Origin of the sequence: Flavobacterium sp. NRK F7 (assembly GCF_024054195.1) — a bacterium.
Lineage (GTDB): Bacteria > Bacteroidota > Bacteroidia > Flavobacteriales > Flavobacteriaceae > Flavobacterium.
Window position 1 is genome coordinate 3,581,701 of sequence record NZ_JAMXLB010000001.1, and the last position, 21,813, is coordinate 3,603,513.

18 protein-coding genes are annotated in these 21,813 nt (G+C 32.0%); 6 read left to right on the plus strand and 12 right to left on the minus strand.

All coding sequences use genetic code 11. The annotated features are described in order from the left end of the window. The first annotated feature begins 132 nt into the window (after nucleotides 1-132). The 4 genes from NHF47_RS16395 to NHF47_RS16410 all read left to right on the plus strand — a co-directional run bounded on the left by NHF47_RS16395 (nucleotide 133) and on the right by NHF47_RS16410 (nucleotide 3,204). A complete protein-coding gene (locus NHF47_RS16395; protein WP_252765938.1) occupies nucleotides 133-657 on the plus strand; it encodes a class I SAM-dependent methyltransferase in 525 nt (174 codons plus the stop codon). A gap of 15 nt (nucleotides 658-672) precedes the next feature. After that, complete coding sequence (locus tag NHF47_RS16400) at nucleotides 673-1,527, plus strand: glycosyltransferase family 2 protein (RefSeq protein ID WP_252765939.1); 855 nt, start codon at nucleotides 673-675, stop codon at nucleotides 1,525-1,527. Nucleotides 1,528-1,690: 163 nt separating this feature from the next. Further along, nucleotides 1,691-2,440: an ABC transporter permease gene (locus NHF47_RS16405; RefSeq protein ID WP_140996326.1), complete on the plus strand. Its 750-nt coding sequence runs from the start codon at nucleotides 1,691-1,693 to the stop codon at nucleotides 2,438-2,440. Beyond that, nucleotides 2,437-3,204: an ABC transporter ATP-binding protein gene (locus tag NHF47_RS16410; RefSeq protein ID WP_252765940.1), complete on the plus strand. Its 768-nt coding sequence runs from the start codon at nucleotides 2,437-2,439 to the stop codon at nucleotides 3,202-3,204. The genes NHF47_RS16405 and NHF47_RS16410 overlap by 4 nt, the downstream gene beginning before the upstream one ends. Here NHF47_RS16410 and NHF47_RS16415 read toward each other — a convergent pair whose 3' ends face one another. The 11 genes from NHF47_RS16415 to porU all read right to left on the minus strand — a co-directional run bounded on the left by NHF47_RS16415 (nucleotide 3,205) and on the right by porU (nucleotide 17,205). Next, entirely contained in the window at nucleotides 3,205-4,593 is a 1,389-nt protein-coding gene (locus NHF47_RS16415; RefSeq protein ID WP_252765941.1) for a DUF389 domain-containing protein, read from the minus strand. It abuts the gene before it with no gap. Between the two features lie 7 nt (nucleotides 4,594-4,600). Further along, complete coding sequence (locus tag NHF47_RS16420) at nucleotides 4,601-5,659, minus strand: mannose-1-phosphate guanylyltransferase (protein ID WP_252765942.1); 1,059 nt, start codon at nucleotides 5,657-5,659, stop codon at nucleotides 4,601-4,603. A 143-nt stretch (nucleotides 5,660-5,802) separates the two neighbouring features. Further along, the gene (locus NHF47_RS16425) at nucleotides 5,803-6,405 is read right to left on the minus strand and encodes a SprT-like domain-containing protein (protein ID WP_252765943.1); all 603 of its coding nucleotides are present in this window, start codon (nucleotides 6,403-6,405) and stop codon (nucleotides 5,803-5,805) included. Nucleotides 6,406-6,408: 3 nt separating this feature from the next. Beyond that, nucleotides 6,409-7,089, minus strand: a complete 681-nt coding sequence (locus NHF47_RS16430) for an SDR family oxidoreductase (protein WP_252765944.1) — start codon at nucleotides 7,087-7,089, stop codon at nucleotides 6,409-6,411. Next, complete coding sequence (locus NHF47_RS16435) at nucleotides 7,089-8,072, minus strand: M20/M25/M40 family metallo-hydrolase (RefSeq protein WP_252765945.1); 984 nt, start codon at nucleotides 8,070-8,072, stop codon at nucleotides 7,089-7,091. The genes NHF47_RS16430 and NHF47_RS16435 overlap by 1 nt, the downstream gene beginning before the upstream one ends. A gap of 73 nt (nucleotides 8,073-8,145) precedes the next feature. Next, nucleotides 8,146-8,535: a DoxX family protein gene (locus NHF47_RS16440; RefSeq protein WP_252765946.1), complete on the minus strand. Its 390-nt coding sequence runs from the start codon at nucleotides 8,533-8,535 to the stop codon at nucleotides 8,146-8,148. A 149-nt stretch (nucleotides 8,536-8,684) separates the two neighbouring features. After that, the gene (locus tag NHF47_RS16445) at nucleotides 8,685-10,334 is read right to left on the minus strand and encodes a pyruvate dehydrogenase complex dihydrolipoamide acetyltransferase (RefSeq protein WP_252765947.1); all 1,650 of its coding nucleotides are present in this window, start codon (nucleotides 10,332-10,334) and stop codon (nucleotides 8,685-8,687) included. Nucleotides 10,335-10,339: 5 nt separating this feature from the next. After that, nucleotides 10,340-11,338, minus strand: a complete 999-nt coding sequence (pdhA, locus tag NHF47_RS16450; RefSeq protein WP_252765948.1) for a pyruvate dehydrogenase (acetyl-transferring) E1 component subunit alpha — start codon at nucleotides 11,336-11,338, stop codon at nucleotides 10,340-10,342. 163 nt (nucleotides 11,339-11,501) lie between these two features. Beyond that, nucleotides 11,502-11,984: a cytidine deaminase gene (cdd, locus tag NHF47_RS16455; protein ID WP_252765949.1), complete on the minus strand. Its 483-nt coding sequence runs from the start codon at nucleotides 11,982-11,984 to the stop codon at nucleotides 11,502-11,504. Nucleotides 11,985-12,047: 63 nt separating this feature from the next. Next, nucleotides 12,048-13,259, minus strand: a complete 1,212-nt coding sequence (gene porV, locus NHF47_RS16460; protein ID WP_252765950.1) for a type IX secretion system outer membrane channel protein PorV — start codon at nucleotides 13,257-13,259, stop codon at nucleotides 12,048-12,050. Between the two features lie 37 nt (nucleotides 13,260-13,296). Further along, entirely contained in the window at nucleotides 13,297-17,205 is a 3,909-nt protein-coding gene (porU, locus tag NHF47_RS16465; protein WP_252765951.1) for a type IX secretion system sortase PorU, read from the minus strand. A 209-nt stretch (nucleotides 17,206-17,414) separates the two neighbouring features. Here porU and gldJ point away from each other — a divergent pair, with 209 nt between their 5' ends. Both gldJ and murF read left to right on the plus strand, forming a co-directional pair. Further along, on the plus strand, nucleotides 17,415-19,109 hold the full coding sequence (gldJ, locus tag NHF47_RS16470; RefSeq protein WP_252765952.1) for a gliding motility lipoprotein GldJ: 1,695 nt from the start codon (nucleotides 17,415-17,417) through the stop codon (nucleotides 19,107-19,109). Nucleotides 19,110-19,176: 67 nt separating this feature from the next. Next, the gene (gene murF / locus NHF47_RS16475) at nucleotides 19,177-20,457 is read left to right on the plus strand and encodes a UDP-N-acetylmuramoyl-tripeptide--D-alanyl-D-alanine ligase (RefSeq protein WP_252765953.1); all 1,281 of its coding nucleotides are present in this window, start codon (nucleotides 19,177-19,179) and stop codon (nucleotides 20,455-20,457) included. Between the two features lie 12 nt (nucleotides 20,458-20,469). Here murF and mptB read toward each other — a convergent pair whose 3' ends face one another. After that, nucleotides 20,470-21,807 (minus strand): polyprenol phosphomannose-dependent alpha 1,6 mannosyltransferase MptB, encoded by a 1,338-nt coding sequence (gene mptB, locus NHF47_RS16480; protein WP_252765954.1) that lies wholly within the window; start codon nucleotides 21,805-21,807, stop codon nucleotides 20,470-20,472. Nucleotides 21,808-21,813 lie beyond the last annotated feature (6 nt).

Here is a 21,813-nt window from a genome sequence, read left to right on the forward strand (position 1 = left end):
AGTATTTGATAGGTTTAAAAATACAAAAAAAGAAGTTGCTATAATAATCATTTTAAAAGCATTGATTTCTTTGTAACTTTACAACAAATATTTTAAATTCAAAAACGGAATAAAACTGTTTCCTATAAAATTATGTACGAGAAAACCTATCCCAATAAACGTTTTAAACTTACTTTAGAATTTCTAAAAAAACATATCGCTACTTCTGAAACCATATTGGATTTAGGAGTACCCAATCCTTTTTCTAAAATTATGCAAGCCAATGGATATACCGTTATCAATACCAAAGGTGAAGATGTGGATAAAGATCATAGTACCTTACAAAATGAAACATACAGTGTTTTTACCGCTTTTGAAATTTTTGAACATTTACTAAACCCATATACCGTTCTAGAAAATGTAACTTGTAACAAGATTTTAATTTCGATTCCAATGCGATTATGGTTTTCAGCAGCATACAGAAGCAAAACGGATCCTTGGGACAGACACTATCATGAATTTGAAGACTGGCAACTCGATTGGTTGCTTGAAAAAACAGGATTTAAAATTATAGACCGCATTCAATTTACGCATCCTGTAAAAAAAATAGGTTTTAGACCTATATTACGTTTTTTTACACCAAGATATTATTTAGTATATGCCGAAAGAGTGAAATAATATAATCTAATTGAGATGAAGTATCAAATTATTATTCCGGCACACAATGAAGAACAGTTTATAGGTTTAACCTTAGATTCTTTAGTACAACAAACACACCTTCCAAAAAATATTTTGGTGGTGAATGATACTTCTACAGATGGTACACAAAAAATTATTGATCAATTTTGTTTTACTTATCCGGATATCATTTCGTCTGTTACCATACAATCAGAAGCGATTCACTTACCCGGCAGCAAAGTAATTAATGCGTTTAATTTTGGATTGCAATTTATTTCAGATGACTACGATATCTTAGTTAAAGCAGATGCTGATTTGATTTTTCCTCCTCATTATTTTGAAACTATAATTCAACATTTTGAAGCAGATGACACGGTTGGCATGGCGGGCGGTTTTGCTTATATTGAACGTAATGGAAAATGGATTTTGGAAAACTTAACTGATAAAGACCACATTAGAGGTGCTTTTAAAGCCTATCAAAAAAACACCTTTAAAGAAATTGGAGGTTTAAAACCCGCTATGGGTTGGGATACCGTTGACGAATTACTTTGTAAATATTACAATTGGAAAGTAGTAACCGATAAAACATTACATGTAAAACATTTAAAACCTACCGGAGCCAATTACAACAAAGCATCTCGTTACAAACAAGGAGAAGCATTTTACAGTTTAGGTTATGGTTTTTTAATAACTGCTATTGCATCCTTAAAACTGGCTTTACGAAAAGGCAAACCGTTTTTATTTATTGATTATTTGAAAGGTTTTTGGAAAGCGAAAACAGCTAAAAAAGAATTATTAGTAACTCCAGATCAAGCGCAATTTATTAGAAACTATCGCTGGAAAAAAATGAAAGAAAAAATTTTTGATTGATGTAAGAGATTGCGTTAGTGATGGAAACGACATCCTTTTGCAACATGAAATGGAGCAAAAGATACAGTGTACAGCACGACCTAAAAGGGAACGCCCAAAAAAACTTACAACTTATCACGTACAACTCGCAACTTCTTATTATTTTAGCAGATATTTACAAACCATGATGTTAATTCGTTATTTATCCCAAATAGGTAGGTATTTTATTATGCTAAAAGAGGTTTTTAACAAACCTACCAAATGGAGCATGATGAAACAATTGATATTTAAAGAGATTGATGACTTAATTATAGATTCTCTTGGAATTGTTTCCTTTATCTCATTTTTCGTAGGTGGTGTTGTAGCCATTCAAACAGCACTGAACTTAACCAATCCTTTAATTCCAAAATATTTAATTGGTTTTGCCACCAGACAATCAGTAATTTTAGAGTTTGCACCAACCTTTATTTCGGTAATTATGGCTGGAAAAATGGGTTCCTTTATTACATCAAGTATTGGAACCATGCGTGTTACGGAACAAATTGATGCCTTAGAAGTAATGGGAGTGAATTCTTTAAATTATTTGGTTTTCCCAAAAATAATTGCTTTGTTATTGTATCCATTTGTAATTGGATTAAGTATGTTTTTAGGTGTTTTTGGAGGTTATATTGCGGGTGTTTATGGTGGTTTTACTTCTAGTGCCGAATTTATTCAAGGAATTCAAACGGAATTCATTCCTTTTCACATTACCTATGCTTTTATAAAAACGATTGTTTTTGCCTTAATATTAGCTACTATACCTTCGTTTCACGGCTTTTACATGAAAGGTGGAGCACTTGAAGTAGGGAAAGCAAGTACAGTTGCCTTTGTATGGACTTCGGTGGTTATCATTTTAATGAATTATATTTTAACACAACTCCTTTTAAGCTCATGATAGAAGTAAAGAATTTAGAAAAAACTTTTGGGGATCAAAAAGTACTAAAAGGAATTACAACCACTTTCGATTCAGGAATGACGAATTTGATTATTGGACAAAGTGGTTCAGGAAAAACAGTGTTTTTAAAATCGTTATTAGGCATTCATACTCCTGAAGCAGGAACGATTGAATTTGATGGTCGTGTATATTCGAATTTAACAGACGACGAGAAACGAGAGCTTCGTACAGAAATAGGCATGGTCTTTCAAGGAAGTGCGTTATTTGACAGTATGACAGTTGAGGAAAATATTGGTTTTCCTCTAAAAATGTTTACCAAAAAAACAGCTGCAGAAATTAAAGAACGTGTCAATTTTGTAATTGATCGTGTAAAATTAATTAACGCCAATACGAAAAAGCCCTCAGAAATTTCTGGAGGAATGCAAAAAAGGGTGGCTATTGCTAGAGCGATAGTGAATAACCCTAAATATTTATTTTGTGACGAACCTAACTCGGGTTTAGATCCAAAAACTGCCATTGTAATCGACAATTTAATTAAAGAGATCACTGAAGAATATGATATTACAACGATCATTAATACACATGATATGAACTCGGTAATGGAAATTGGAGATAAAATTGTCTTCTTAAAAAATGGGCTCTTAGAATGGGAAGGCTCTAACAAAGAGATTTTCAAAACAGACAATGAAGCGGTAACTGATTTTGTATACTCATCAGAATTATTCAAAAAAGTAAGAAGAATGTATTTAGAAGACGATATATAATTAATCGACTTTAACTTCCATTTTTTTCACTTTCAATTTTGTCTTTAACCAATTCTCTAATTTTTGAGCGGTTTCTGATTTGGTTTTTGCTCCTACTTTAGTATTCCATTTAATTTCAAAAGTAGGAATCGTATCGACTTTACTAAAGTTGGTTACTAGTTTTTCAGCATAACTTACTTCCTCTATATTAGTATCTAAAGCTTTCATTTCTTTTGCAATTTGTTCAAAAGACATTATAGTTGCTTTTTTAGTCGTTAATTGATTTTTTAAGTCAAATATTTGTCGGTCTTTATCTAATAAATCAGCATCTTTCTTGACTAATAATTGTTGGTTTGACAAAAAAGACTGCTCAATATCTTTCATTTTTGTCATGGTTTCGATACTCCCATTGTCTTGAAAAACTTTAAATTCACAATTAGCATATCCTAATTGGCTCATTTTTTGTTCAAATTCTTTAACTTCATTCTTTGACAGACTTTTACCAATGACGGCAAAATTGATTTGTCTTTTTGAATAATCCTTTTTCACATCTAAAATTAAAACCCCTTTTTCAGATTTTAATTCTTCAATTAAAGTGTCTACTTTCTGATCAAAATCAGAACGTTTATACAGTTGATAAAACATATATACACTTGGTATAAGAATTGCTAAAGCGGTTAAAGATATTGCTCTTGAAAGCAATTTTCTACGTTTCGAGTTAGCATATTCTTCGTAAGGGAATTTCAAAAAACGAACAACTACAAAGGTTGCAGAAGCAATAAAAATGGTATTAATTGAAAACAAGAATAAAGCCCCACCGAAAAAATTCCATTTACCAGTTGCCAAACCATAGCCTGCCGTACATAAAGGAGGCATTAAGGCAGTAGCAATAGCTACACCTGCAATTGCATTGAATAATTTATTGCGTTGACTAATGGCTATTATAAGGGATAAACCACCCGAAAGAGCAATAATTACATCCCGTACATCTGGAAAAGTTCGTGCGATTAATTCTTGAGTTTCATTTTGGAAAATAGGAATACTAAAAAACAGAAAAGAAGTCAGTAAACTTAAAATCACCATGACAGCAAAATTGTTCAATGCTTTTTTCAATAAATCAATATTATTAATTCCTAAGGAAAGACCAATACCTAAAATGGGTCCCATTAAAGGTGAAATCAACATGGCTCCAATAACTACAGCAGTAGAACTTGTATTTAAACCTACGGAAGCAATTAGAATTGAAAAAATAAGTACCCAAGCCGCAGCGCCCTTCATGTAAATTCCTGCCTTGATATCGTCAATAGTATTGGTTTTATCGGAATCTCTGGAGATATCGAAAATACTAGCTACAAATTGTTTGATTTGTTTTACTATTTCTGAGAAATTTAACGACGTATTATTTTCCATATTGGTTTTATTGTAGTTTACTTACAATACTTTTAATTTCTTGTTCTTTGCTTTTAGGATAAATAAGCAAAGTATCATTTTTATCCACGATTATATAATCATCTAAACCGTCAATAACCACTAGTTTTTTCCCTTCAGTACGAATTATATTATTTGATGCATTTTCCAAAACCACAGTTGCATTTACAACTGCATTATTATTTTCATCTTTCCCTAATTTCTCGTGTAAAGAGCCCCATGTTCCCAAATCATTCCAATCAAAAGTAGCTGGCAACACATACACGTTAGACGCTTTTTCTAATATAGCATAATCAATTGAAATATTTTCTGCCAAAGGATAATTCTGTGCAATGAATTCTTTTTCGCTTGATGAATTATAACTTTCAAATCCCGACAAAAAAAGCGCATTCATTTCGGGTTGAAATTTTTCAAAAGCCTCGATAATGGAAGACACACTCCATATAAAAATACCACCATTCCACAAAAAGTTTCCAGCTGCTAAAAATGCTTTAGCCGTTTCATAATCTGGTTTTTCCCTAAATTGAGAGACTTTTTTAACGGGTGTTGTTGTTGTTTTATCAAATTCTATATAACCAAAACCTGTATTAGGGAAAGTAGGTTGAATTCCAAGAGTCATAAGTGCATTATTGGTTTCGCAATAATCAAACGATTGTTTCACGTTTTGTACAAAAGCGTTTTCATCTTCAATCCAATGATCAGAAGGAGCTACAATAAGTAAAGCCTCTGGATTTTCCTTCTTAATTTTCATAGAAGCATATAAAATACAAGGGGCTGTATTTCGCATTGCTGGTTCCAAAACAACTTGTTCGGGTTGTATCGTGGGTAATTGTTCTAAAACTAAATCATTATATTTTTCATTGGTTAAAACCAAAATATTTTCAACTGGAATAAGTTTACTTAATCTTGAAAAAGTTTTTTGAATTAAGGTTTCGCCAGTTCCTAACATGTCGTGAAACTGCTTTGGAAAATTGGTTGTACTTACTGGCCAAAAACGCGAACCTACTCCACCTGCCATTATTATTGCGTAATAATTGTTGTTTTTCATATGTACCTAAAAAGGGTTCTTTTTATAACTTTAAATATACTTAAAAATATAATGCCAAAAAATAGCAACACTGTAATTAAATAAATTCTTGCAAAAATTGAAATTAAAATAGTAAAATCAAAACTTTAGATTCATTTATAGTGTTAATTGGTTACTAATTCTACTTCCGCATTGGGTTGAAACAAGAAAATTCTTCCGGTTTGTAATTCTATACATTCATACCGTTTTACTCGCAGTGCAATTTTTTTAAAAACACGACCGTTGTGAATTCTAAAATAAGCACCATATGGAATTTCAAAAATATAATTCTTATCAGTTTCTTTTTCATCGTATTGTTTTAATGCCAATGACAAAGTAGCATCGGTATCACTACTTGCTTTTGGATTTTTAAAATGACGTGCTAACAATGGTAATAGTTGATTTGGAAAAATTTCTGGTCGTATATAAGGCAACATTAATTGTCTAAAAGTGAGTTTCCACTCATCCCCATGCGGTTTAATATACCTTCCATATTTTTCAAAGGCAACTAAATGCGCAATTTCATGAATTAGAGTAATCAAAAAGCGGTATTTATTCAGACTCGCATTCACTGTAATTTGATGATAACCATTCGTATCTTTTCTATAATCACCATGACGAGTTACCCGTTCATTCACAATTTTCAAATGAACGTGATTGTTTTTGATTAACTCAAAACAAGGTTGAACTGCGTGTTCTGGTAAATATTTTTGTAAAACGTCACTCAATTTTTAAGGAGTAGTTGATGAAACTTGCAATACTTTTCCGTTATAGTATTTATTACCCGTTAAGGCAAAATTATAAACATAATCTGCCATTTCTTCTGCTGAAAGCGGTGCTTGATAACCAGGAAAAGCTTCTTGAAGCATCTCAGTATTAACAGCTCCTAAAGCCAACACATTAAAAGCAATACCTTTCTCTTTATATTCTTCTGCTAATAATTCAGAAAGTGTAATTACAGCCCCTTTACTGGAACTGTAAGCTGCTAAACTAGGAAACTTCATACTTCCTTGAATTCCTCCCATAGAACTAATTGTAACTACATGGCTTCCTTTAGTTAAATAAGGAATACAAATACGTGTTAAAGCCGCTACAGCAAAAACATTTACTTTGTAAACTTGTTCAAAATCTGCTGAGGTTAATTCTGCAAAAGGTTTTCCAATTAACAATCCTGCATTATGAATTAGAATATCAACCTGATTATTCCAAGAATGCTCTACAAATGCTTTAACTTGAAGTAATTCCTCTTCATTTGCAATATCAATACTTAAACAAGTTATATTTTGATTTTCTAGAAATACTTTAGGTGTTTTCCTAGAAACCGCTAGTACTTCATGTCCATTTTGGGCGAATTGCAAAGCCATTTCATATCCAATTCCACGGGATGTTCCCGTAATAATAACTTTTTTCATTATTTATTCATTTGGATTTCTTTAGTAGCCGCATTCATCATTTTCTCTAGAACAGGAATGGTTTTATTAATCACATTGGTCATATGTGCAGTGTTCATTAACTCAAATTCATCATCTGGCTGGTGATAAAATTGAAAATTCTCAAAATCGAAAGTAGATACTGTTTGAGCAGGTATTTCAAATTCAGTATAGAAAGGATAATTATCCGAAGCTCTAAATAACTGATATTGCGTTTCAGCTGGAATATAGCCTATCAAATTTTCTCCTGCGTACTCATTCATCTTTTTTGCCATGTTACTTTTACCAAAACCTGTTAAGTACAACAACATATCCTCTCTATTCATTTTAACGCCAATCATTTCATAATTGAACATAAAATATAGATCTATTTGTTGCTCCTTTAATTTTTTTGCTAAATGTTTAGATCCTAATAATCCTTTTTCTTCAGCAGAAAAGAAGGCAAAAATGACACTTCTTCTATTCGTTTTATGTTTGGCAAAATATTTAACTACTTCTGTAACAGCCGTTGTTCCTGAAGCATTATCATTGGCTCCATTTCCAATATCATCTCCATTTACAGCTTGTATTCTTCCAATATGGTCATAATGCGCTCCAATTACAACAAATTCATTCTTTAATTTTGGATCATTTCCTTCTAGATAACCCACTATATTATATGCTGGCAAATCGTAGTTACTCAATGTATCTCTGTAAGTTTTAAAATAAGGCTGTACTCCATTTTTTTTAAAGATGTCCTCAAGAAAATAACTTGCTTTTTCGATTCCAGAACTTCCTGTATTACGACCTTCTAAATCATCTGAAGTTAAAAACTGAAGTGTTTTAGCAACATCTTCTTGATTAGCAACATCCGTTTTTGCAACCGTTGAACCTTCAGAAATGTTATTGGATTCATTAGAAACTGTTGACTTTGTACCATTACAAGCTAATAAGACTAAGCTGACAATAAAGCATATTTTTTTCATTCCTATTTTTATTTTCGTAAAAATAATAAAATCCCAGTAAAACTAGGATTTTAAAGTATAAGAATTGAAAAAATTATATCCTAAATTGTCGCAGCTTAACAAAGTCATTTTTGTAAAAATATACAAGCAACATACAAGCAATAAAAGTAAGTACTGCTAAGACAAATAAAGCTCCTCCATCATTTTGCACTTCAATACCCAAAAGAGTTAAATGAGAAAGAATAGCTCCAAACATGGTTAACGCACCTAAAACTGCTCCTAAAAAAGTAGTCCTTGGTATTAAGATTAAAACAGAAGCAATGAGTTCAATAATTCCTGATGCAATTCTTCCAAAAGGTTCCGCATTTAGAGTTGAGAAAATATAGACACTTTCTGGAGCAGCCGAAAATTTGAAATATAACGTTTGTAGTAAAATGATAACAGCAACTAATTTAAGAATCCAAATAAAAAGTTTTTTTTTCATAATAGTAGTATTTAATACTTCAAAGATAAACTCAGAACTCCTCATGAAGTGTTAGTTATACAACTTATCTAAATTTTAGATATACAAAAGGCGCTGAATTTTTCAGCGCCTTTTGTATATTAATTATAAACGTAGTTACTTTAGCTTTATTAAGCCAACATAGTTACTGGGTTCTCCATAAACGCTTTAAACGTTTGCAAAAATTGTGCTCCAGTTGCTCCATCAACTGTTCTATGATCACATGCTAAAGTAACTGTCATGGTATTTCCTACAACAATTTGCCCATTTTTAACCACTGGTTTTTCTACAATAGCTCCAACCGATAAAATGGCTGAATTAGGCTGATTAATAATCGATGTAAAAGACTGAATACCAAACATACCTAAATTAGAAATAGTAAAAGTACTTCCTTCCATTTCAGCTGGTTGAATTTTTTTCACACGTGCTCTTCCTGCCATATCTTTTACATTGGCACCAATTTGAGTCAATGTCATTTGATCTGTAAATTTCAATACTGGAACTACCAAACCATCCTCAACAGCTACAGCAACACCAATGTTTACATGGTGATTTAAAATCATAGCATCTTCTTTCCATTGAGAATTTACTTGAGGATGTTTCTTTAATGCCATAGCACTTGCTTTAATAACCATATCATTAAAAGATACTTTTGTATCTGGAATACGATTAATCATCTCACGTGACGCGATTGCATTATCCATATCTAACTCAATAGTTAAATAATAATGCGGTGCTGTAAACTTAGACTCTGCTAATCTCTTCGCGATGACTTTACGCATTTGCGAATTTTTAACTTCTTCTTGGTACACTTCTCCAGCAGGCACAAATGGTTTTACAGCAGCTACTGTACTTGAAGCTTCTTTAACTGCATCTGAAGAAGTAATTGCACTAACAGATGAATGAGCTGCACTTGGAGTAAAGTTTTCTACATCTGACTTCACAATTCTACCGTTTTCTCCTGAACCCTTAACATCAGATAAATTAATTCCTTTTTCTTCCGCAATTTTTTTAGCTAAAGGTGATGCAAAAATTCTACCATTCGAAGTAGTTGAAGTTGTTTGTAAAGTTGTGGTTTCTGAAACAGTTGTGTTTTTAGGCTCCTCTTTAACCTCTTCTTTTTTAGGACTACTAGAATCAGTAGCTTTAGGATTAGCAACTACACCAGAAACATCAGTTCCTGCAGGTCCAAGAATTGCTAAAACGCTATCAACTGGTGCTGATTCTCCTTCCTGAACTCCAATATGTAATAAGGTTCCCGAGTTGAAAGATTCAAACTCCATAGTAGCTTTATCAGTTTCGATTTCAGCTAAAATATCTCCTTCTTCAATTTTATCACCCACTTTTTTCAACCAAGTAGCTACCGTTCCTTCCGTCATAGTATCGCTTAGTCTTGGCATAGTAACTACAACGACACCTTCTGGCAAAGTAGCCTCACCTTTCGATTCATTAGTAGGAGCCACTTCTTCTTTATTAACATCGTTTGATGCTACTTCAGATTTTGATTCGTTTGTATTATTTAAAACCTTAGATATATCTTCACCTTCATTACCAATAACCGCTAAAAGAGAATCAACAGCTGCTGTTTCTCCTTCATTAATACCAATATGCAATAGTGTTCCTGCATTAAAGGATTCGAATTCCATAGTAGCTTTATCCGTTTCAATTTCAGCTAAAATATCTCCTTCTTCAATTTTATCACCGACTTTTTTAAGCCATTTTGCCACGGTTCCTTCTGTCATTGTATCGCTTAAACGAGGCATTGTTATTACTGTTGCCATAGTGCTTATAATTTATGAGGTAAAAATGGATAATTTTCTTGTTCGTATACTACATCATACATTACATTCAAGTCTGGATACGGTGAGTCTTCTGCGAATTGCTCACATTCGTTAACCAAATCTCTTACTCGGTTATCAATAGCTTCAATCTCCGCTTCAGTAGCATAATTATTTTCTTTAATAATATCTAAAACTTGCGTTATAGGGTCTATCTTTTTGTATTCTTCTACTTCTTCTTTAGTTCTATAATGCTGCGCATCAGACATTGAGTGTCCTCTGTAACGATACGTTTTCATTTCTAAAAAGGTAGGACCATCACCTCTTCTTGCTCTTTCAATCGCTTCATGCATTGCTTCAGCTACCTTAATTGGATTCATTCCATCTACAGGACCACATGGCATTTCGTATCCTAAACCTAATTTCCAAATATCCGTATGATTGGCAGTTCTCTCTACTGAGGTACCCATGGCATAACCATTATTTTCAACAATAAAAACAACGGGCAATTTCCAATTCATAGCCATATTAAACGTTTCATGTAAAGAGCCTTGACGTGCTGCACCATCTCCAAAATAAGTCATCGTAACACCACCTGTTTCAAAGTATTTATCTGCGAAAGCTAAACCTGCACCTAAAGGAATTTGACCTCCTACAATTCCATGACCTCCATAAAAGCCATGTTCCTTAGAAAAAATATGCATGGAACCTCCTAAACCTTGAGAAGTTCCTGTCGCTTTACCTAAAAGTTCAGCCATGACTTTTCTTGGATCAACCCCCATACCAATAGGCTGAACGTGATTACGATAAGCTGTAATCATTTTATCTTTAGACAAATCCATAGCATGTAATGCCCCCGCTAAAACAGCTTCTTGTCCATTATATAAATGTAGAAATCCTCTTACTTTTTGTTGAATGTAAAGCGCAGCAAGTTTATCTTCAAACTTTCTCCAAAATTGCATATCTTCATACCATTGCAGGTACACTTCTTTTGTTATTGGTTTCATTTGTTTATGAATTAAATTGGATTTTTTACAAAAAAAGATAAAAACTTAATTTGAAAAATTTTACAAAAAGCAAAAATACTACATAGAAGCTTATTGAAAAAATTAATTCTTATCAATTTTCTTTTATTTATTATGAATATGTTATTTTTTATCAACGAAATCGTTATAGATGCTTTTTCTCAAATAGAAAAGGTAGTAAGTTTTTTAAAGAATTAGAATGATATACTTTTCCTTTGGAACCCATAAAATAAATTTCAATATTAGCATCCTGTTTCATTTCATATTCAGCGATAGATTGCCTACAAGAACCACAGGGTGGTATGGGCTCTTCCAGCTCTCTATCTTGCGGTGTTGCCGATATAAATAGTTTTAAAACTTTAGTATTAGGAAAATTTGCACCTGCATAAAAGATAGCTACCCTTTCTGCACATAATCCAGAAGGATATGCCGCATTTTCTTGGTTAGATCCTAAAATAATTTCATCATTTTCTAGTAACAAAGCCGTTCCAACACTGAACTTTGAGTAAGGGGCATACGCTTTTTTTCTAGCTTCTATTGCCTTTAACATCAATTGTTGATCTTGATCTTTAAGCTCTTCTAAAGAATCATAAACAGAAAATGTAGTTGTAAATGTAATTTGCTTCATATATAAGGAAAAAAAATCCAAACTCGAATAGAATTTGGATACTTAATTTTTTATTTTTTATTATTATAATTCATCATAACCATCACCAAAATTAAACGATAGTGAAAATCGAAGTGTGTTTTCTAATGGATTTCTAACTTTTGATGCAGAGAACAAATAAGAAACATCAATTTTAACAGCATTGTATTTAAATCCTGCTCCTAAAGTAAAATATTTCCTAGCTCCTTTAGTTTCACTTTCATGAAAATAACCTGTTCTCAAAGAAAATGAATCTTGGTAGGCATATTCAGCACCTAATGCATACGTAAATTCTTTTAATTCTTCACTAAATCCATCAGGAGCATCTCCAAAAGATTTGAATATTCCACTAACCCATCCTGTCTTTCTATAATCAATTATAGCATTACTATTAGCAGTATCAGCATCTGCTTGAGAAATATCACCATCATCATCGAAATCCCCATCATTATTTGCATCCAAAGCTTGAACTCTAGCAGGAGGTGTTGGCACCAATAATTTTGTAATTTCTGCAGAAACAGCTACTTTATTGTATTCATCAAAGATAAAATCAAAACCAGCACCTAATCGCATATTAGAAGGAATAAAGTTAGAATTCTCTTCTAACTTATCATTATCATAATTAATTTTTGGTCCTAAATTTTGAAAATTAAATCCAGCTCTCCATCTTCCATTAAAATCATTATAGGCAATTTCTTCTGATTGGTAATAACCTGCAATATCAACCGCAAAAGTGGTAGCTGCAGTAGCATCATTACCCTCAGTCGCGATTTTTAAATTCGAACGAATAAACCTTCCCCCAACAGCCATAGAAAAGCGCTCACTTAATTTTAAAGCATAAGACCCATCTAATGCCAATTCATTAGGTGAAACTGTATTTTGTAATTCTCCTTGTGCATTTGTTAACTGAATATCACCCAATCCAAAATAACGCAGAGATCCTGCAAAAGCACTTCTTTCATTAATTCTATTAAAGTAAGTAACTTGACCTAATGAAATATCGTTTGCAATACTAGTCAAATAGGGTGTATAACTTAATGAAAAACCTTGCTTATCTAAAGAGAAAGCATATTTGGCAGGATTGTGTTGTTGAGAAAAAGCATCGGTAGAAGTCGCTACTCCCATATCACCCATACCAGCAGATCTAGCATCCGCAGCAATCAATAAAAAGGGAACTCCTGTAGTAATTACTCTTTCTTGGGCTTTTACATATTGGCTCGTTACTAATATAGTTAACAAAACTGCTATTTTCTTCATTCTTATTGTAAATTAATTAGACAAATATAATATTTTATTATAGTATTACAAGTTTCTCGTATTTTTCTGCCGAACTACCATTAGTTGCAGATCGAACCGTTAGTTTATATACATAGACTCCTTTACCAATTTTATCACCAAAATCATCTTTTCCATCCCATTTTAAATCTCTACACAAAAAACCATCTGTTATTACCTGTTGATTGATGGTTTTTATAAGCTTACCTGTTATTGTTAGTATTTGAACTTGAACATCTAAAGGCTCGAAAGGTCTATTATGGGTAAACCAAAATTCGGTATAACTAACAAATGGATTTGGATAATTGAGCACTCTTTCTAAAGTAATATTCTCACTTCCACAAACAGAATTAAACTGAATTTCTGCTGTGACTAAATTATTATAGACATCCCACGCTTTAAAAACAATAGTATGCATACCTGGAGACAAATCTCGAAATTGATAACGAATTTTACCTTTCGTAAAATCATCGTTCTCGGTCTCATAATAATCATTTAAAATATAAGGATTGGTTTCATCACCATCTAATATCGCTACAATATCGTGTCCAATTCCACTTGCTGTATTAATTCCATTTTCGTCTTCTAAAAAGGCTAATAAAATAGGAGAACAATTAGAAATGCTTCCCGAAACAAAACTTTCATCATTTAAATACAACCTAACTGTTGGGGGTGTATTATCAGCTGGAGCATTTGTATTCACACCACCAACTAAGATAGCTCTATTAAATCCAGTTTGATCTTCCAAAACTGGTGTATTTCGTTTTGCATAAAAGCTAATCTTTCCATTACCGACTGGAATTTTAATATCTTGAGGCACCACAAAACTCAATTCAAACCCCCCATTAACAACAGAAGCATTACCTCTAAAAATAGTCTCACCTAAAGTAGTAAAATTCATCGTAATTATTTGACCAGGAGGAAAATAAACCCCTTCTATTGTTGTACCACTGGGAGACGGAGAGACTACACCATTATTCCCTAAGGTACTCCTATTAATATCTTTATCAAAGATCTGAACTGCTAAATCTCCATTATAATTAGATAATAAAACATCATTTTGATCTTGAATTTGTCCTTTTATTTTCATCAGACTTAAAGCTTGAAAACTGCCAGTAAATTGGTCAATTGGCGTATCATTAACTTCAGTCAATACAACTTTAGGTTTTGGAATAGCTAATTTTAAAGCCGGATCACCAATATAAAAAACAACTCTTCTATTACTCGAAGTCCCAGGTTGAAGCTTCGCCAATCGAAGCGCTTCAGCTATAGTGGGGTACTCATTGGAACCAAAAGCGTAAAGTCTTTCATTCAATAAATCATTCATCACCAAACCCGTAGTCACTCCAATCAATCTCGTTGTTGCAATCAAACTCACCGCACCTCCTTGCTCATTCCAATATAAATACTCTCCACCTGAAAAACGATTAGGATCGTCGAACCTTGTAAAATCACAAGTAATTGTTATAAAAAGCGGGTATCGATAAGGATTATATAAATTTTGAGCATCTAATTTTTCAAATAAACGCTCTCTAGCTAACGACTCTTCGTTTCCATGTCCTAAATAATTTATTACTAAAGCCCCCAATTGTAAGGCATCTAAAAAATCATTTTTTGCATCTGGATAGCGCTCACCCCCTGCAGCTACTTGCTGAACATAAGAATCAGTATGTATTTTTTTTACATTTACAAAGGGCTTAGCTGTTGTTAAATCATCTGCTAGCTTATCTAAAGCAAACTGCAATTGCGCATCTCCCTGTGAATCAGCATCATCAGAATAAATTATATAATTATTTCGCCATTTCCCGAAAGAAGCCTCGTCATGATAATCAATTACTTTATTCACCATCTGTTGTGCTTGTTGAACTGACGAAACAATCATTCTTCCTACGGCAATATCAATACCGTCAACACCACTAGTCATTGGCCCTTCAGTATCATCCATCAAACCATAAAAATCATCTGATATAAATGCTGTAAAAAGAGACATATTAGAAGAATTATTAACTTCAGATGCATTAGGATTAAATCCATGAAAAGTAGGAACAATATTGGTATTATTCGAAATTCTATCCTTATAATCATAAGAAGCATCTCCAAAAAGATTCACATATTTAACTCTTCTTGAAGGATCTGATGCATTCCAATACACATATTTTATAAAATTGCGAATCGCTGCTACATCTTGTTTGCCAGAACTAAATTCTTGATAAATGGATTCCAAACTAACCACCTTAACCACTAAACCAGAATAATTTCTGTGAAAATTAGCTAACCGTTCCGCTTGATTTACCAAAAAACCAGGCGCAATAATTAAATAATCGATATCTTGAAAATTCCCTTGATTATCCTTAAAGATGCCACCTTTTAAATTTTGATTATAAACTGTAGTAATTGTTTCTTTAAGAGGAGTATAAAGATCAGAATCGTGAACAGCAACATATTTTTTTTCAGTTCCAAGATACACTTTAAATGAAAAATTAGACTCACTCGGATTTACGTAACTCACTGCGTTATAAATATCAGAAACATCCCAAACTTGACTTATAGAGTTAGCATTAGAAATAGTGTATTGACCTGTACCAATATTATTTTCTTGCTCTTTATTATAAAAAACAAATTGTTTACCAAATCCTTGTAAATTTCGTTTAGATTTTAGCATAATAAAATCCAGATACCCATTAGAAGAAGGCACACCTCCATTGTTATAAGTTAAACTTATTGACAAAGCAGATGAGGCTTGCGTCGTTGTATTCAAAACATTTTCAAAACCCTCAGCCGTACTACTCGATTGCAAAGAAGGAAAAGCAACATTACCTAAAGATTGATTATTAGCTCTGATTTCAAAAGAAGTATTTCCAAAAGAAACAGAAGCCATATTAATTTTTATAGCGATTGGAACAGTAGTGTCAATATTTGGTAGTGCAAAATCAAAAGTCTGAGTGTTATTAATATTAAATTGTTCTCCAAACCATCTTCTACCCACTTTTGCTACATTAACTAAATCTTTTTCATACACTATTGTATCATCATAATTTGTAAAGCTTAACGAAGGGGAATCTGTAGGTTCAATTGCTGGTAGAATTCTTTTACCTTGACCTCCACCAGTGGTAACATAATAATACGATTTATCAGAGAAAAGATTATTTTTAGTTAAACTTTCAGTATTCCATGTATCCACACCTTCGGCATAAAACAAAATATAATCATTATCATTAAAAACGCCGTCTTCTTCTCCTACAAACTGAATCGCATTCTCAACAATATCATCTGGATAAGGTATACTGTTTAATAAAGGCAGCATTCTACCACCATTTCCATAAATCTTAATTGTCCTTGGATCAACAGATACATCAACACCTAAACTTTGAAGAAAAGTTTTAGACACTTTATAAACCCCGGAATTTTCTACATAAAAACGAAACCAATTTCCAGAAGCAAAAGCAGAGTTTGTAATATTTCTTCTATTGGTGTAGCGACTATTATTTACTTTATAAGTATAGCTATAGTTTAACGAAACAACTTTTTTATAACCATTGGCATCTTTGATAATTGGAGAAAATGTAAACAAAGAAACAACTTGATCTTTAGCATAAAAAGACTCAATCCTTGCCTGAATAGAAGTAGGTATTTTATCCTTATTTAAATTCAATAAATCTTGTTCAGCTATCGTTTGAAAAGAAATGTTTGTAATTTTTAACGAGTTTTCATCAATAAGTTGAGCAACAAAAGTTTCTTTTTTAAAGAAAATTTGTTCTGCTCCTAAATCTAAAGAAAAATAAAGTCCATCAAAAGTTGGATATTTAAAAACCAAATTCTCATTTGAGAACATTCCTTCTTCTTTCCAATTTAAAATGATAGAATTTGTATTTTGCGCAGGTAATACTGTGCTAATCAACAGAAAAAAATATATAATTTTCTTTTTCATTAGAAGAATAACGTAATTTGTAATTTAATATTACAAAGAGAAATAAAAAAAATTAAATATCGACTAATGCACAATAAAAAAAGAAATTATTCGTTGTAATTGAGCAATTTTAACATAAAATTAATTTTTTTTTACATTTTTTAAAAATCATGTTGCAAATTAACACATAATTACTATCTTGCGACACTAAATTTATTACCTACTAGAGTATGAAAATTAAGCAAATTATGACTTTGAAGGCGTTATTGATGTTGTCAATAACTATTGGTTTGAGCAGTTGTAGCAAAAGTTCTAACACAAAAGGAGCCTCAAGAGCTACTGGATGGAAGATTAATGACAAAAATGGTGGCTTCCAACACAATTCTAAGTTTACCAAACAAGAGACCCCTCCTGGAATGGTCCCGATTGAAGGTGGAACTTTTACTATGGGTAAAGTACAAGATGATGTAATGCATGACTGGAACAATTCTCCGAGTCAACAACACATTCAATCTTTTTATATGGATGAAACTGAGGTAACTAATTTAATGTATACTGAGTACTTATTTTGGTTAAAAACAGTTTTCCCTCCAACAGAAGAAAATTACAAAAACATTTACACAGGAGCTATTCCTGACACATTAGTTTGGAGAAACCGTTTAGGTTATAACGAAACTATGACCAACAATTACTTAAGACATCCAGCTTATGCTGAATACCCAGTAGTTGGTGTAAACTGGATTCAAGCAGTAGAATTTAGTAAATGGAGAACGGATCGTGTTAACGAAAACATGCTTGAAAAAAATGGATATCTTAAAAAAGACTCTAAAGTTAAATTAGGTTCTGAAGTAACAGCTGAATCAACTTTTAGTACAGATACATACTTATCTGCTCCAACAAAAACTTATGGTGGTAATGAAGATATTCTTTTAAAAAGAGAAATGAATGGAGGAAGAAGAGAAGTTGCGGATACAGCTAAAAATGTATATGCACAAATTAACTCAGGTATCATTCTTCCAGAATATAGACTTCCAACTGAAGCAGAGTGGGAATATGCTGCTAGTGCTTTAGTAGGAAACAGAGAGTTCAACATCTATAAAGGTCAGAAAAAATATCCATGGAATGGTCAATACACACGTTCTGGTTCAAGACAACAAAGAGGTGATCAATTGGCTAATTTCAAACAAGGAAGAGGAGATTATGGAGGTATCGCTGGATGGAGTGATGACGGGGCAGATATTACTAACAAAGTAAAAAGCTATCCTGCTAATGACTTTGGTCTTTATGACATGGCGGGTAACGTTGCTGAATGGGTTGCAGACGTTTACAGACCTGTAGTAGACGATGAAGCAAATGATTTCAACTATTATAGAGGTAACGTTTACATGAAAAACAAAATAGGTGAAGACGGTATCGTAGAAGTTGTAACAGCTGAAAATATCAAATATGATACTTTAAGTAATGGTAAAATTTTAGCAAGAAATTTCCCTGGACAAGTTGCTCAAGTTCCAGTTGATGACAATGAGACTTACTTAAGACAAAACTTCTCAACTTCTGACAACAGAGACTATAGAGATGGTGACAAGCCTTCAACTAGATTCTTTGACTTTGGCTCTGAAGAGGATGGAGAAGATAATGCTAAAAGAATGTATGAATCACCTAAACACTCTATATCTGTTGATAGTGCATCTGGTGAATTGACAAAAAAATATGATAAATCAGACAAAAGAACAACTTTAGTAGATAATGAAGTACGTGTTTACAAAGGAGGTTCTTGGAGAGATAGAGCATATTGGTTAGACCCTGCATCTAGAAGGTATTTCCCACAAGATATGGCTACTGATTACATTGGATTTAGAAATGCAATGTCTAAAGTTGGACCAAAATCTAACAAGAAAACACCTAGAGGTAATCCTAAATTCTAAAAAAAAATAATTTTCATATCTATAAAAGCCCATTTTAAATAATGGGCTTTTTTATTATATTCGCTTTATGAATATTCAAGAACTATACATCAAATTTCTCGAGTGTAATACAGTTACAACTGACACTCGTAAAATTGTGCAAAATGATTTATTTTTTGCTTTAAAAGGAACTAATTTTGACGCCAACCAATTTGCAAAAGAAGCCCTTGAAAAAGGAGCTAAATATGTAGTCATTGATAATAAAGATTTTTTTATTGAAAACAAAACAATTTTAGTACCTGATACTTTAAAAGCCTTACAATCTTTAGCAAATTATCACAGAAAAGTTTTAAACACAAAAATAATTGCTTTAACTGGAAGTAACGGAAAAACAACCACAAAAGAATTGATAAATTCTGTTCTCTCTAAAAAATATAAGACTACTGCAACTATTGGTAATTTAAACAATCATATAGGCGTACCTTTAACTCTTTTGTCTTTAACAAAAGACACAGAAATTGGAATTGTTGAAATGGGGGCAAATCACAAAAAGGAAATTGAATTTTTATGTGAATTAGCAGAACCTGATTTTGGTTATATTACTAATTTTGGGAAAGCTCATTTGGAAGGTTTTGGGGGTGTTGAAGGAGTCATTCAAGGCAAAAGTGAATTATACAAATACATTGAAAACAATCAAAAAATTTGTTTTGTTAATTTAGAGGACCCTATCCAAAATGAAAAAACAAGACATATAAAAAGATTTACTTTCTCAACTGACAAAGACAGTGATGTAAAAATCACAAATATCTCAGCAAACCCAATGGTTTCTGTTACCTATGAAAATCTAGTAATTCAATCTCATCTCATCGGTATTTATAACGCTAACAACATAAATATCGCAATCACTATAGGTAATTATTTTTCGATTACTCCTGATTTAATTAAACAAGCAATTGAAAATTATATTCCAACTAACAATAGATCTCAGTTACTAAAAAAAGATTCCAATGAAATTATTTTAGACGCTTATAACGCAAATCCTAGCAGTATGGCTGTTGCTGTAGAAAACTTTATTCAATTAGAACATTCCAATAAAATAATTGTATTTGGAGATATGTTTGAATTAGGAGCAGAAAGCGCTATCGAACATCAAAAGCTAATTTTGTCTTTACAAAATGAAGTTCAAATTCAATGTTATTTCGTAGGAAATGAATTTTACCAAAATAAAATAAAACAAAGTAATTTTTCATTTTTTAAGACTTTTGAAGATTTTTCTAATGTATTCTCAACTAAAAAACCTCAAAATGCCCTCCTTTTAATAAAAGGGTCTAGAGGAATGGCTCTAGAAAGAACACTAGAACTACTATAGATAAAAGACCTTTTAAATTGATTCTGCTTGTTTAAAAGGTCTTTCTGCTTTTTTTATTCTATAAATTTCGTATACTAAAAAACCTAGAAAAGCAGTATATTCTAAGAAAATAAGAACCATATTTTCTTGAAAAGAATCCTGACTGTAGGTAAAATAACTTAAAATTACTGTTAATGTCCAAACCAATATAAATTTATATTTGGTAAACATAGAAAGAAAAAGCAAATTGACAATATACCAAGGATGGATGGTAGTCGAGACCAAAAAATAAATCAACAATCCAAATAAAGCATTTTTAAAAAACATTTGAGGCAAAACATTATTCCTAAATAAAGCATAATAAAGAAGTATTAAAACAGAAAAAACAGGAATAATTTTCCCTATAACTCCTATTACATTATACCCTACAAACCAATACCCTATAGCTCTAAATACATAATAAAAACTGGCATTGAATTCAAAATTAATAAACCACAAAGCAATTGTTTGAGAATAATTTTGCACTAAAGATTCGGAAACAAAAGGTAAAAAAAGCAGGTAATTGATTAGTAAAATAAAAACATAAAATACCACACTCTTTTTAAATCCTAATTTTTGATAAAAAAAAGGCAATAATAATAAAGGTAGCAATTTAGTAGATATGGATAGCGCAATAAACAAAGCAGACCACATCAGTTTATTGGTAAAAAAACAATACACTCCTAATACTAGCAAAAAAAGCATTACTCCTTCAAAGTGAGCATTTCCAACTAATTCAACTATTATTAATGGGTTTAAAAAATATAAAAATATATTTTTAGTACTAAAACCTAATTCAACCATCATTTTTTTTCCATAATGATAAATTCCAATATCAGCAAAAAAAAGTATACTTTTAAAAATAAAGACGGATAAAAAAATGGATTTTGAAGCGAACAAGGCCGCAATAAGAAAAATAAATTGGTTTACGGGCGGATAATTTGAAAAATGGGATGCACTCAAACTCCCCATTTTCTCATATAATTCATGAGACTGAAAAAAATGCACTGAATGGATAATGGCATCCGGTTTAAATTCGTAGGGACTTAAACCCGAATACACTACTCTTCCATCCCAAATAAAGCGATACACATCTTGTGACCAAAATGGCAAACAAAAAAGAAGTATTCCTCTAAAAAAAACACCATAACCAAAAAGTTCCTTTTCCGATATGCTTGAGGCATTATATAAATAATAAAAAGATATAAAAGCTATAGAATAGAATCCGAATAGTAAGAAAAAGTTTTCTCTTGGCACCAAATAACCTAAAAACCAATAAGCCAAAAGGGATAAGGCTACAAAAAAAAGAACATGATATCTTTTATCAGACAAATTCAA

What these genes read in the sequence shown, in the direction of transcription:
- NHF47_RS16395 (WP_252765938.1), top strand. Translation starts at nt 133, where the DNA reads ATGTACGAGAAAACCTATCCCAATAAACGTTTTAAACTTACTTTAGAA.
- NHF47_RS16400 (WP_252765939.1), top strand. Translation starts at nt 673, where the DNA reads ATGAAGTATCAAATTATTATTCCGGCACACAATGAAGAACAGTTTATA.
- NHF47_RS16405 (WP_140996326.1), top strand. Translation starts at nt 1,691, where the DNA reads ATGATGTTAATTCGTTATTTATCCCAAATAGGTAGGTATTTTATTATG.
- NHF47_RS16410 (WP_252765940.1), top strand. Translation starts at nt 2,437, where the DNA reads ATGATAGAAGTAAAGAATTTAGAAAAAACTTTTGGGGATCAAAAAGTA.
- NHF47_RS16415 (WP_252765941.1), bottom strand. Translation starts at nt 4,593, where the DNA reads ATGGAAAATAATACGTCGTTAAATTTCTCAGAAATAGTAAAACAAATC.
- NHF47_RS16420 (WP_252765942.1), bottom strand. Translation starts at nt 5,659, where the DNA reads ATGAAAAACAACAATTATTACGCAATAATAATGGCAGGTGGAGTAGGT.
- NHF47_RS16430 (WP_252765944.1), bottom strand. Translation starts at nt 7,089, where the DNA reads ATGAAAAAAGTTATTATTACGGGAACATCCCGTGGAATTGGATATGAA.
- NHF47_RS16435 (WP_252765945.1), bottom strand. Translation starts at nt 8,072, where the DNA reads ATGAAAAAAATATGCTTTATTGTCAGCTTAGTCTTATTAGCTTGTAAT.
- NHF47_RS16440 (WP_252765946.1), bottom strand. Translation starts at nt 8,535, where the DNA reads ATGAAAAAAAAACTTTTTATTTGGATTCTTAAATTAGTTGCTGTTATC.
- NHF47_RS16445 (WP_252765947.1), bottom strand. Translation starts at nt 10,334, where the DNA reads ATGGCAACAGTAATAACAATGCCTCGTTTAAGCGATACAATGACAGAA.
- pdhA (WP_252765948.1), bottom strand. Translation starts at nt 11,338, where the DNA reads ATGAAACCAATAACAAAAGAAGTGTACCTGCAATGGTATGAAGATATG.
- cdd (WP_252765949.1), bottom strand. Translation starts at nt 11,984, where the DNA reads ATGAAGCAAATTACATTTACAACTACATTTTCTGTTTATGATTCTTTA.
- porV (WP_252765950.1), bottom strand. Translation starts at nt 13,259, where the DNA reads ATGAAGAAAATAGCAGTTTTGTTAACTATATTAGTAACGAGCCAATAT.
- porU (WP_252765951.1), bottom strand. Translation starts at nt 17,205, where the DNA reads ATGAAAAAGAAAATTATATATTTTTTTCTGTTGATTAGCACAGTATTA.
- gldJ (WP_252765952.1), top strand. Translation starts at nt 17,415, where the DNA reads ATGAAAATTAAGCAAATTATGACTTTGAAGGCGTTATTGATGTTGTCA.
- murF (WP_252765953.1), top strand. Translation starts at nt 19,177, where the DNA reads ATGAATATTCAAGAACTATACATCAAATTTCTCGAGTGTAATACAGTT.